We start from the raw sequence: 12,411 nt of genomic DNA, 5'->3' as shown, positions 1-12,411 counted from the left end.
GCAAATTATCAAGCCTTCGCGCCTAACCCGGTCGGCATTCATCCAGGGATACAGGCATGAGCGCATTCGGGCGTCGTAATGGCATCAGCGGGGGGCAGTCGGCCCGTCCCGCATTCGGCGTCGCGCGTCCGATGCAGGGAAGCTCGGGCAGCAGCCCCGTGGCGCGCGCGGAACCCGAGGGCGGCGCGCAATTCCCGCCGATCGATTCGCTGCCGATGCCGGGGGAGACCGACGGGTTCAGCTCGGGCATGATGCCCGCCGGACAGCTGGACGCGATGCAGCGCCTGTCCGATCGCCAGAATGCAAGCGGGGAAGCGGGCAATAGCCGGACCGAGGGCTTCGAGCAGTCGATCCACAAGATCAAGGAACAGGTGCTGCCGCGCCTGCTCGAACGCGTCGATCCCGAGGCCGCGGCGACACTCAACAAGGACGAACTCGCCGAGGAATTCCGCCCGATCATCGGCGAAGTGCTCGCCGAGCTGAAGCTGACGCTCAATCGCCGCGAACAGTTCGCACTGGAAAAAGTGCTGGTCGACGAGCTGCTCGGGCTCGGACCGTTGGAAGAGCTGCTGGCCGATCCGAACATCACCGACATCATGGTGAACGGGCCCGACCAGACCTATGTCGAGCGCAAGGGCAAGCTCGAACTCGCGCCGATCCAGTTCCGCGACGAGGAGCATCTGTTCCAAATCGCGCAGCGGATCGTGAACTCGGTCGGCCGTCGTGTCGACCAGACCTCGCCGCTGGCCGATGCGCGCCTGAAGGACGGCTCCCGCGTCAACGTGATCGTGCCGCCGCTGAGCTTGCGCGGCACCGCGATCTCGATTCGTAAATTTTCCGCGAAACCGATCACGCTCGACATGATGGCCGGCTTCGGCTCGATGTCGCCGAAGATGGCCACCGCGCTGAAGATCGCCGGGGCGTCGCGGTTCAACGTCGTGATCTCGGGCGGTACCGGCTCAGGCAAGACGACGATGCTCAACGCGCTGTCGAAGATGATCGACCCCGGCGAGCGCGTGCTGACGATCGAGGACGCCGCCGAGCTTCGCCTGCAACAGCCGCACTGGCTCCCGCTCGAAACGCGGCCCGCCAATCTGGAGGGCCAGGGCGAGATCTCGATCCGCGATCTCGTCAAGAACGCGCTGCGTATGCGGCCTGACCGGATCATCCTGGGCGAAATTCGTGGCAGCGAGTGTTTCGACATGCTCGCCGCCATGAACACGGGTCACGACGGTTCGATGTGCACGCTCCACGCCAACTCCCCGCGCGAGGCTCTCGCCCGTATGGAGAACATGGTGATGATGTCCGACATCAAGGTGCCGAAGGAAGCCATTTCGCGCCAGATCGCCGATTCGGTCGAACTGATCATCCAGGTGAAGCGCTTGCGCGACGGCTCGCGCCGCGTGACGAACATCACCGAGGTGATCGGCATGGAAGGCCCGGTGATCGTCACGCAGGAGCTGTTCAAGTTCGAATACATGGACGAGTCGGCGGACGGTAAGATTTTGGGCGAATACCGGTCGATGGGGTTGCGGCCGTATACGCTGGAGAAGGCGAAGCAGTTCGGGTTCGACCAAGCGTATCTGGAGGCGTGCCTGTAGGGTTAACTCTCGCGTCGCCGACCACCCAATGCCACCCCGGCGGAGGCCGGGGCCCAGTTGGAAAGGTGGCAATGACGGAGCGCGGTCCGCTGTCATCACCGTCCCCCAACTGGGCCCCGGCCTCCGCCGGGGTGGTGGCCGTTGCGAACGTTGAGTGCATCCCGAACTGTTCTAGGCTGCTTTCGGCACGCTAGTTCGCCGGGCTGATTGCAAGACTGGTTCAAGTCACTGCACGCCCCTCCTACCGTTCCCTCGCGAACGCGGGGGGCCAGGAGTCACGAACGCCCCCGCCTGTGACCCTGGACTCCCGCGTTCGCGGGCGGACAATTATTGTTTCGCCAGGCCAGGCTTAACTGGATCAAGATAAAGCGCGCCGTGCCAAGCGGATACTGTCTCGCAGGCAAGCACGCCGCATCGCTATCCATCCCGTCTCCACCCCGCCCCGGCAAAGCCCCCGCTTGTACCCGTCCCCCGACCCGCTAGGGGACAGCGCCACATGCGTCGTGCCCTGCTCACCCTCATCCCGCTGATCGCGGTCCTCTTCGTCTCGGCGCGCGAGCCCTCGAAATCCGCTCCGGCAACCGCGACCTCGCCCGCCGCACGCGACCGCGGCGTGTACCATCTCGCAGCGGACGCCGAAGCCCGCTGGATCGCGTTCGACCTCACCCCCGGCAACCAGATCCGCTTCAAGATGCAGCTCGACGGCCGCGACGTGACCGCGATCCTGGACACCGGCGTCAGCTACACGCTGCTCGCAAAGGCCTCCCCCGCGGTCGATCCCGCCAAGCTGGTCGCCAGTGGCAGCGCGACCGCGATCGGTGGATCGGTCTCGCTCGGCTGGATGCCAACGCGCTCGGTCGCGCTCGGTGGCCTTGCGCGGACCGGTGGCGGCGTGACCGTCGCCGACCTGCCCGCGATCGCCACCGGCAGCGCCTCCGCGGTGGACCTGCTGGTCGGTGCCGACATGCTCGCCGGCCATGCGCTCGACATCGATTACGCCGCCAAGCGCTTCCGCCTGCTCCGCTCCGGCCGCCTGCCGTTCAAGGGCGTGAGCGCACCGCTGCGCGTCTCCGCCGAGCGCAGCGTGTATGAAAGCGCGCTCACGCTGGGCGACCGGCGCCTCGCGCCGATCGTGGTCGATACCGGCGACGGCTCGTCGATCACCGTCACGGCGGCGGGATGGCAGGCGGCGAACCTGAAAGCGTTGCGCACCACCAGCGCGATCGCGTTCGGGCTCGCCGGCCCGGCAGTCAGCGGCCTTGCGATCGTTCCTGAGATCGGCGTCGGCGAGATGATCGCGCGCGAGGCCGAGGTCCGGATCGAACCCGCAGACGGCTTCTCGCAGGCGATCGGCACCGCCGGGCGGATCGGCTCCGGCTTCCTTCAGAACTACCGCGTCCTGCTCGATCCGGGCGCACGGCGGATGGTGCTCAGCCGAGGTCCCAAGGCCGACCTGCCGCCGCCGCGTTCGACCAGTGGCCTGCTCATCGGCATCGAAAAGGACCGGTTGAAAGTCCTTCACGTGATGCGCGGCGGCCCGGCGGCGGCATCGGGCTGGAAGGACGGCGACCTGATCTGCACGATCGACGGCACAACCGTCACCAGCGGCTATTCGACGACCCCGATCGCGTCATGGACCGCGGGCATACCCGGCCGTGTCGTGACGCTCGGACTGTGCGACGGCACCATACGCAAGCTCGAATTGACGCATTTTTATTAGGACTGCCAATGTTTAGCCTGCGTCACCGATCGGGGCAGGCAATCTTGCTGCTCCTCGTCGCCTTCGCCCTCCGTAGTCCGTTCTTCGGCAATCCGGTGATCCATAGCGACGAGCAATTCTACCTGCTGGTCGGCGATCGCCTGCTGCACGGCGCATGGCCATTCGTCGACATCTTCGATCGCAAGCCGGTCGGCCTGTTCCTGATCTTCGCCGGCATCCGCAGCGTCGGCGGCGATGGCGTGCTGATGTACCAGCTTGCCGCGACGCTCGTCGCCACCGCCACGGCATTCCTGATCGCGCGGATCGTCAGCCGCCTGTCCTCCGATGATGCGAACCCGGTGGCGAGCGTCGGCGCGGCGCTGATCTATCTCGTCTGGATCATCGTGTTCGACGGTGCGGGCGGGCAGTCGGCAATATGGGGCAATGCCTTGATGGCCGCCGCCGCGCTGCTGGTGCTCGATACGACCCGCGGCCACCGGCATATCTCCTTGCGCGGTGCCGGGGCGATGCTGCTGATCGGCCTGGCGATGCAGATCAAATACACCGCCATGTTCGAAGGGATATTCTTCGGCCTGACGCTGGTGTGGGCAGCGTATCGCGAAGGGCGGTCGATCGGTCGCCTGGCAGCCGATGCCGCCTTGTGGATCGGCGCAGCGCTGTTCCCGACCGCGCTCGCCTGGGCAGTGTATGCTGCGGCCGGCCACGGCGACGCCTTCGTCTTCGCCAATTTCCTGTCGATATTCGGTCAGCAGGACGACGATACGCTCAGCTCCAACCTGCTGAAGCTGCTGGGCGGCGTCGGCATGAGCCTGCCGCTCGCCTGGCTTGCGTGGCGTGGCCGTCGGGCGGGAAGCTTCGCGCTCGGATGGCTTGCGGCGGCGGTGATCGCGATCCTCATCATGCACACGTTCGAGCTGCTCTACCTGCTGCCCCTCGCGCTGCCGCTGTCGGTCGCCGCCGGCACGGGGCTGAGCGGCCCGACCGTCCGCACGACCATGGTCCGCCTTGCCGCCGTGCTGGTGTTCGGCGCGCTGGCGGCGACCATCATGACCAGCGTCCGTATCGGACGGCGCGGCAATGCGGACCAGATCGCGCAACTTGTCCAGATGATCGGCCAGCAACCCCGCGGCTGCATGTTCGCCTATGGCAGCGAACCGATCCTCTATTTCCTGACCCGGTCCTGCCTGCCGACGCCCTATATCTTTCGCAGTCATCTGGGCCAGACAACCGAGTCGCACGGCACGGGGGTCGATCCCGTCGTGGAAGTCGCGCGGTTGCTCGCAGCCCGGCCCGGCGTGATCGTCGTACGCGCGCCCAAGCCCACCACGAACCTCGCGACCCAGGCGCTGGTACTGCGCGCGATCGCAACGCGGTATCGACTGGTCGGCTCGGTGAAGATCGGCGGGTTGCCGCAGAGCGTCTATCGCCTGCGTACCGACGCTACCCGATGACGAGGCGTGGTTACCTCAAGTCTTGAACGCGAGGCCGATCGTCACCGCGAGTCCGATCAGCGCCAGCATCTGGACGGTCGGCCAGTCGACCCAGCCCACCGAATCCGGATCGCGCCGACGGCGCCGTCTACGTTCGCCAAGTCCCGCCACAACGGCCAGCACGGCCAGTCCGCCGCTTGCACTCCACAACACCGGCGCCCCCATCAGTCCAAGCGTTCAGCCGAGTTTCTCGACCTTTTCCTGCAACTTGGCGAGTTCGTTGCGCAGCGCAGCGATCTCATCGTCCTTGCTGGCAGCGGGTGCAGGTGCGGGCGGCGTCATCGCCTGTGTTGCGGCGTCGAACATCTCGAGGTTGCGCTTGGCGATGTCGGCGAACGGCGAGTTCGCAAATGCGCCCTCGACCGCGGATTTGAACTGATCGTGATTGCGACGGAAGCTGTCCATCGACGCCTCCAGATAGCCCGGCACCATCGTCTGCATCGAATCGCCATACATCGAGATCAGCTGGCGCAGGAAGTTCACCGGCATCATCGTCTCGCCGCGGCTCTCCTCCTCCATGATGATCTGCGTGAGGACGTTGTGCGTGATGTCCTCGTCGGTCTTCGCATCGACCACCTTGAAGTCGCGCCCCTCGCGAGTCATCGTCGCGAGATGATCGAGCGTGATGTAGGATGACGACTCGGTGTTATAGAGCCGCCGGTTGGCGTACTTCTTGATGATGACGATTCCGTCGGCAGCCTTTTGCTTCTTCATGGATCCCCCGTCTTATGTTTGAAACGGAGGCTACAGTCTTTGATGACGCACCGCAACAAGGTCCGAGGCCCTTACCCTTGTTCCTTTCCGTGCTGCGCAACGAGACTGCAGCATCGCCGGAACGCATGGCCCGCGCGCTAGCGGGATTGCGCGCATATCAGGGCGCACCGCGAGAGGAACGCCCCGTTTCGCGGCCTGCGATCCATCGCGCCGGCCGGGTCGCGTTGCGCGATTATGGCGGCGAAGGGCGTCCCGTCGTGTTCGTCCCATCGTTGATAAACCCGCCCGACATCCTCGATCATTCGCCCGAGTCTTCGCTGGTGCAATGGATCGCAAAGCAAGGATTCCACGTTTGGCTGGTCGACTGGGGATCACCCGGCGACGCGGACCGCGACCTCGATCTGGCGGCGCATGTCGAGCGGTTGCTGGTTCCGCTGCTCCGGGCACTCCCCGAACCGCCGGTGCTGGTCGGCTATTGCCTCGGCGGCACGCTCGCGCTGGGCGCCGCTGCGATCACGCCCACCGCCGGTGTCGCGACGATCGCCGCCCCGTGGCACTTTGCTGGTTATGGCGAAGGCCGTCCCACGCTCGCCGCGACCTGGGCCGCGGTCCAGCCCGCCGCGGCGCTGCTCGGCCTGCTCCCGATGGAAGTGCTCCAAGCCGGCTTTTGGCAACTCGACCCTGCGCGCACGATCGCCAAATACGAAGCCTTCGCGGACCTCGCCCCCGACAGCGACGCGGCGCGCGCGTTCGTCCGACTCGAGGACTGGGCTAACGCCGGCGCCCCCCTACCCTACGCCGCCGCCGCCTCGCTGTTCGAGGACTGCATCGCCAACGACCTCCCCGGCAAAGGCCGCTGGGAGATCGCCGGCACCCCGGTCGATCCGCTCACACTAGCCTGCCCCACGGTCGAGTTCGTGTCGCTCAGCGACCGCATCGTCCCCGCCGCCACCGCGATCGGTCTCGCCGACCGCCGCGATCTCGGCGCAGGCCATGTCGGGATGATCGTCGGCCGCTCCGCGCGCTCGCGCCTGTGGGAACCGCTCGCCAACTGGATCGCCGCGCTCGACTGACCTACATGGGGTCCAACCATAGAGGATCCCGACATGACCGACCTGAACCCCCACGACGTCGTCATCACCGCCGCCAAGCGCACTCCCGTCGGCAGCTTCCTCGGCGCGTTCGCGAGCGTACCCGCGCACGAGCTCGGCCGCATCGCGATCGAAGCCGCGCTCGAACAGGCGGGCGTGGCTGGCGAAGACGTTTCCGAAGTGATCCTCGGCCAGGTCCTCACCGCAGCCCAGGGACAGAACCCCGCCCGCCAGGCCTCGATGGCCGCCGGTGTCCCGAAGGAGATCCCCGCCTGGGGCGTCAACCAGGTCTGCGGCTCGGGCCTCCGCGCAGTCGCGCTCGCCGCACAGGCGATCCAGACCGGCGACGCGACCATCGTCGTCGCAGGCGGCCAGGAATCAATGTCGCTCTCCGCGCACGCGCAGTCGATCCGCGGCGGCCAGAAGATGGGCAATCTCAGCCTCGTCGACACGATGGTCAGCGACGGCCTGACCGACGTCTTCAACGGCTATCACATGGGCATCACCGCCGAGAACCTCGCCGAGCAATACCAGGTCACGCGCGATGAGCAGGACGCCTTCTCGGTCGCCTCGCAGAACAAGGCCGAGGCCGCTCGCGGTTCGGGCCGCTTCAAGGACGAGATCGCCCCCGTCACGATCAAGGGCCGCAAGGGCGACACCGTGGTAGCCGACGACGAATACATCCGCGCCGGCGCGACCATCGAGAGCGTCTCGGGCGTGAAGCCCGCGTTCAAGAAGGACGGCACTGTGACCGCCGCCAACGCCAGCGGCCTCAACGACGGCGCCGCAGCCCTCGTCATGATGCGCCGCGACGAAGCCGAACGCCGCGGCTCGACCATCCTCGCGACGATCAAGAGCTGGGCCTCCGCCGGCGTCGACCCGTCGATCATGGGCATCGGCCCCGTCCCCGCCACCAAGCGCGCACTTGAGAAAGCCGGCTGGACGCTAGCCGACCTCGACCTGATAGAGGCCAACGAAGCCTTCGCCGCGCAGGCGCTATCGGTCGGCAAGGAACTCGGCTGGGACGCATCGAAGGTCAACGTCAACGGCGGCGCAATCGCGATCGGCCACCCCATCGGCGCCAGCGGCGCCCGCGTCCTGACGACGCTGATCTATGAGATGCAGAAGCGTGATTCGAAGAAGGGACTCGCCACGCTTTGCATCGGCGGCGGCATGGGCATCGCTATGTGTATCGAGCGGTAAGACCCCAAAATCCCGTAACTTTGTATCGATAGCGCTACCGGGTGTGACAAATTGTGACGATTTTGTCACATCCGGTTGCAAACGTACAGGTGAGCTCATCTCAACCTGAACACAGGCTTGCCAGTTCGCTGCGATGCGGGCTGTATGTCACCCATAACGGCAAAAGTGCCGGAAAATGGGGGACATTAATTGTCTAGAGCACGTGATTTTTTATCTGCGACGATCCTTGCGGCCGGAGCTGTCATCCTGCCGTCCGCGGCATCCGCGCAGGTCGCACCCGCGACGGCCGGAGGGGTGCCCGACGGCGCTAATTCTCAGGCTTGCACGCCAGCCCCAGGGTCGCCTTGCCCGGACGGCACGACGCTAGAGAGCGCAGACGGCGAAGAAGCCAAAAATGGTGAAATTACCGTTACAGGCTCACGCATCCGTCGCCCTAACCTGGACTCGGCCGTCCCGATCACCTCGATCGCTGGCGACGTCTTCTTCCAGCGCGGCAACACCAACGTTGGTGACACGCTGAACGATCTGCCGCAGCTGCGCAGCACGTTCTCGCAGCAGAATCCCGGTTCGGGCATCGGCATCGCCGGCCTCAGCCTGCTCGATCTTCGCGGACTCGGCACGTCGCGTACGCTGGTACTGGTCAATGGTCGTCGTCACGTCCCAGCCGACATCCTTAACAACGCGGTTTCGCCCGACGTCAGTTCGATTCCGAACGATCTGATCGAGCGGGTCGACATCGTTACCGGCGCGCAGTCGTCGGTCTACGGTTCTGACGCGATCGCCGGTGTCGTCAACTTCGTGCTGCGCGACAGCTACGACGGCGCGCAAATCCGCGGCCAGGCTGGCGTTTCCGAAAAGGGCTTCGGCGGCAATCAGTACGTGTCGGCCATGGTCGGCAAGAACTTCGCCGATGGCCGTGGCAATTTGACGCTGCACGGTGAATATTCGCGTCAGGAGCGTGTCTTCGGATCGGACATTCCCTCGTTCCGCCGCGTTGACGGGCTTGGCATCGTCGATGTTGATCCTGCAGGCCTGCCCAACGGCAGCGACGGTTTTCCAGATCGTATCTTCCTCCGCGACATCCGTAGCGCCAGCATTAACCGCTATGGCCTGGTTCCGATCACCCAGCTGTCGACCAACCCCGGTTGCGGTACGGGGATCGGCTCCACCAACGGGGCGCCCGGCACGACGGGTGGCACGGCGTATAACTGCACCTACGTCTTCTCGCAGGACGGACGTCTCACCCCCCAGACCGGCACCCGTTACGGCCAGGGCATCATCGGCGGCATCCTCGGCGGCAACGGCCAGACCGGTCGCGAAGGCCAGCTCCTGTCGGTACTGCCCTACCAGCAGCGGCTCAACTTCAACGTCCTTGGCCACTTCAAGGTCAGCGATGCTTTCGTACCGTTCATCGAAGCCAAGTGGAACCGCGTGGATGCAGTCGGCTCCAACGCCGGACCGTCCTTCATCCAAGGTACGTTCAACCAGTTCGACGTGCGCGAGCGCGTTCGCCTGGACAACCCGTTCCTCAACCAGACAGATCGTGCAACGCTTGCCAATGCGATCCTGGCATCGGGCTGCAACACCAGCCTGACCGCGGCCTGCTCACCTACCGGGAGCCGCACGACGTTGAGCGGTCAAGGTATCGGCGGTCCGCTGAACGCGGCGGATCGCGCAGCGATCGCCGCTGGCACCTATCGCTTCGTCGACTCGCGCGTCCTCGCCGACTCGGGAATCCGCGACGAGAAGTTCCGTCGTGACACCTACCGGATCGTCGGTGGCGTACGCGGAAACTTCAACGACGACTGGAACTACGAAATCTCCGGGAACTACGGCAAGTTCAAGGAAGATACGACGACGTTCGGTTATCTCGACAAGCAGCGCTTCCTGCTGTCGCTTGATGCGGGCCGTAACCCGGCAAACGGCCAGATCCAGTGCCGTGCCCAGTTCGATGCGGCTTCCGCGGTACCGTTCGCCGGCAGCGACGCGCGTCTCGCCAGCGACATCGCGGCCTGCGTTCCCTACAATCCGTTCGGTGGCGCGGACAACTCGGCAGCGGCGAACTATTTCCGCTACAACGCCCGCCACAAGGCAAGCCTGTCGCAGCTCGACATCCAGGGCTTCGTCGGCGGCGATCTGAGCCAGCTGTTCGAATTGCCAGGTGGTCCGATCGGCTTCTCGCTCGGTGGCGAATATCGCAAGGAGCGCGCACGCTACCAGAACGATCCGTTCGTCGAGAGCGGCGCGACCAATGCGGTCATCATCGGCGAGTTCGACCCGCCTGCGTTCGAGGTGAAGGAAGCGTTCGGCGAAATCCGCATTCCGCTGTTGAAGAACATGCCGTTCTTCCATGAGCTGACGTTCAACGGTGCAGGGCGCGTGTCCGACTACAAGGGCTCGGTCGGCACGGTCTATACGTACAACTTTGGCGGCGAATGGGCTCCGATTCCCGACATCCGCTTCCGTGCGAACTACGGCAAGTCGGTTCGTGCACCGAACGTTTCGGAAACCGGCTTCCCGGCAGTGCCCAACTTCGCGCCGGGCTTCCTCGATCCGTGCGCGTCGGGCAACATCGCCAACAACCCCAATCGTGCGGGCAACTGCCTCGCCGACCTCGGTGCCGGCTTGCTCGCAGGACTGCCCAACGTCTCATATTCGCTGAACATCATCAGCGGCAGCAATCCGAACCTGGATGCAGAGACCTCTAAGTCGCTTACTCTGGGTGGCGTGTTCACGCCGCGTGCCGTGCCCGGCCTGTCGCTGAGCGTCGATTATTACGACATCAAGGTTAACAACGTCATCGTCTCGCTGACGGCGCAGACGATCGCCAACAACTGCTACGATCAGGCTACGACCAGCAACATTTTCTGCTCGCTCTTCACGCGCTTCCGCGGGCCGGGCACCGGATCGTTCGGTGAGCAGCCGGGTCAGATTCTCGGCAACTCGCTGGTGTCGGCAGGCGTGAACTTTGCCAAGCGCGTCCGTCGCGGCATCGACGTCAACGTCGGCTACCGTGCAGAAATTGCCAATGACGTCCGGATCAACTCGAGTGTGATCTATGTCCACGGCCTTGAAAGCAGCAACTTCGAGAATCCGGCGATCCCGTCATTCGAGAACAGGTTGCTCGGAGAACTCGGCGATCCGGTCGACGAAGTCCGCTTCGACACCGACCTTAGCGTAGGTGCGGTCAGCTTCGGCTATCGGCTCCGCTATATTGGGCCGATGTGGGTGAACGCGTACGAAGACTTCAACGCATTGCAATCGGCATGCACGCCTGCCGGTTGTCCACCAGTCAACGCGGATTACTCGGATATCCGCAAGTACCCGAACGTCTTCTACAACGACGTACGGTTCACCTGGAACCTGTCGAACCAGGGCGGTGCCGGCGATGACTTCCAATTCTACTTCGGTGTCGACAACGTTCTGAACAAGCTGCCGCCGCTCGGCAGTTCCGGCACCGGCGCCGGCAGCTCGATCTACGACATCCGTGGGCGAAACTTCTATGCGGGCGTCCGCGCACGCTTCTGATCCGGTTCCAAACGAACCAGACGTGCGATATTGCGGGGTCGGTGGTTTCCACCGGCCCCTTTTTTTTAATGGGTGACGAATGATCCACGATCCCGTTGCGCAAGCCGATCGCCTGCTCGCCGCAGGCCGCGTTCGCGACGCCGTGATGCTGATCGAGCAGGCTGGCCATTCGGGCAACGTCGATGCGGTGTTCCGGCATGCGACGTGGAAGCTTGCGGGTACTCCCGTCCCGCGCGACTTGCCCGGCGCGCGCGCGCTGCTTCGACAGGCGACGTCGCTGGGCAATCCAGATGCGGCGCTCGTCGAGATCGCACTGACTGCGAACGGCAGTGGCGCCCCAGCGGATTGGGCCGGGGCCCGCGCTTTGCTCGACGCGGCGGCGGGAACCGATCAGGTCGCCGCCGACCAACTGACCCTGCTTGATGCAATGACGCTAACCAAAGACGGTGCGCCAATCGATCCACCACGCGCGCAGAGGATCGGCGAGAACCCCCACGTTCGGCATATCGCCCGGCTATTCACGCAGGAGGAGTGCCTCCATATCGCCCAGCGCGCGGCCGATATGCTTCAACCCGCGACGGTCGCCGATCCGCGGACCGGGCGTAACGTCGCCAACCCGGTCCGCACGTCCGATGGCGCCGTCATCGGCCCGACCCGCGAGACGCTTGTCGTCCAGGCGCTGAACCGACGCCTTGCGGCCGTCACCGGGACAGACTGGCGGCAAGGCGAAGCGCTGTCGGTATTACGCTACCAACCCGGCCAGCAGTTCCGACCGCATGTCGATGCATTGCCGGTCACGAGCAATCAGCGCATCCGGACTGTCCTGGTCTATCTGAACGAAGGCTTTGCTGGCGGCGCGACCTATTTCGTGAACAACGCACTCAGGGTGACGCCACGCACCGGCGATGCGATCATCTTCGACAATGTTCGCGCGGATGGCTCGATCGATCCGGCGACGCAACATGCGGGAGAACCGGTCACCGCCGGGGTCAAGTGGCTCGCAACACGCTGGATTCGCGCGCGACCGTTCAGTGTCTGGACCGGCCCCGAAAACGCGGCATGAT

The 12,411-nt window shown here is 64.9% G+C and carries 9 protein-coding genes; 7 read left to right on the top strand and 2 right to left on the bottom strand.

Annotated features, from left to right (window positions below; translation table 11 throughout):
* The first annotated feature begins 56 nt into the window (after positions 1–56).
* The 3 genes from C8J25_RS10560 to C8J25_RS10550 all read left to right on the top strand — a co-directional run bounded on the left by C8J25_RS10560 (position 57) and on the right by C8J25_RS10550 (position 4,772).
* Positions 57–1,601: a TadA family conjugal transfer-associated ATPase gene (locus C8J25_RS10560; protein ID WP_107954403.1), complete on the top strand. Its 1,545-nt coding sequence runs from the start codon at positions 57–59 to the stop codon at positions 1,599–1,601.
* Between the two features lie 496 nt (positions 1,602–2,097).
* On the top strand, positions 2,098–3,321 hold the full coding sequence (locus tag C8J25_RS10555) for a hypothetical protein (RefSeq protein WP_208622572.1): 1,224 nt from the start codon (positions 2,098–2,100) through the stop codon (positions 3,319–3,321).
* Between the two features lie 8 nt (positions 3,322–3,329).
* On the top strand, positions 3,330–4,772 hold the full coding sequence (locus tag C8J25_RS10550) for a hypothetical protein (RefSeq protein WP_107954402.1): 1,443 nt from the start codon (positions 3,330–3,332) through the stop codon (positions 4,770–4,772).
* 15 nt (positions 4,773–4,787) lie between these two features.
* Here C8J25_RS10550 and C8J25_RS10545 read toward each other — a convergent pair whose 3' ends face one another.
* Both C8J25_RS10545 and phaR read right to left on the bottom strand, forming a co-directional pair.
* Positions 4,788–4,964, bottom strand: coding sequence for a hypothetical protein (locus tag C8J25_RS10545; protein ID WP_235524745.1), 177 nt, complete (start codon positions 4,962–4,964; stop codon positions 4,788–4,790).
* A gap of 24 nt (positions 4,965–4,988) precedes the next feature.
* Entirely contained in the window at positions 4,989–5,525 is a 537-nt protein-coding gene (gene phaR, locus C8J25_RS10540) for a polyhydroxyalkanoate synthesis repressor PhaR (RefSeq protein ID WP_107954401.1), read from the bottom strand.
* 125 nt (positions 5,526–5,650) lie between these two features.
* On the opposite strand from phaR, the gene C8J25_RS10535 reads away from it, so the two are divergent.
* The 4 genes from C8J25_RS10535 (at position 5,651) to C8J25_RS10520 (ending at position 12,410) form a co-directional block, all read left to right on the top strand.
* On the top strand, positions 5,651–6,598 hold the full coding sequence (locus C8J25_RS10535) for an alpha/beta fold hydrolase (protein WP_244186985.1): 948 nt from the start codon (positions 5,651–5,653) through the stop codon (positions 6,596–6,598).
* A 33-nt stretch (positions 6,599–6,631) separates the two neighbouring features.
* On the top strand, positions 6,632–7,819 hold the full coding sequence (locus C8J25_RS10530; RefSeq protein WP_107954399.1) for an acetyl-CoA C-acetyltransferase: 1,188 nt from the start codon (positions 6,632–6,634) through the stop codon (positions 7,817–7,819).
* Between the two features lie 189 nt (positions 7,820–8,008).
* Entirely contained in the window at positions 8,009–11,347 is a 3,339-nt protein-coding gene (locus C8J25_RS10525; protein WP_107954398.1) for a TonB-dependent receptor domain-containing protein, read from the top strand.
* Positions 11,348–11,426: 79 nt separating this feature from the next.
* Positions 11,427–12,410 carry a 2OG-Fe(II) oxygenase gene (locus C8J25_RS10520; RefSeq protein WP_107954397.1) on the top strand — a complete coding sequence of 328 codons (984 nt, stop codon included), beginning with the start codon at positions 11,427–11,429 and terminating at the stop codon, positions 12,408–12,410.
* Position 12,411 lies beyond the last annotated feature (1 nt).

Source organism: Sphingomonas faeni (assembly GCF_003053745.1).
Classification (GTDB): domain Bacteria; phylum Pseudomonadota; class Alphaproteobacteria; order Sphingomonadales; family Sphingomonadaceae; genus Sphingomonas; species Sphingomonas faeni.
The sequence above is the reverse complement of the archived record's forward strand: the minus strand, read 5'-3'. Positions and strand labels throughout refer to the sequence as shown.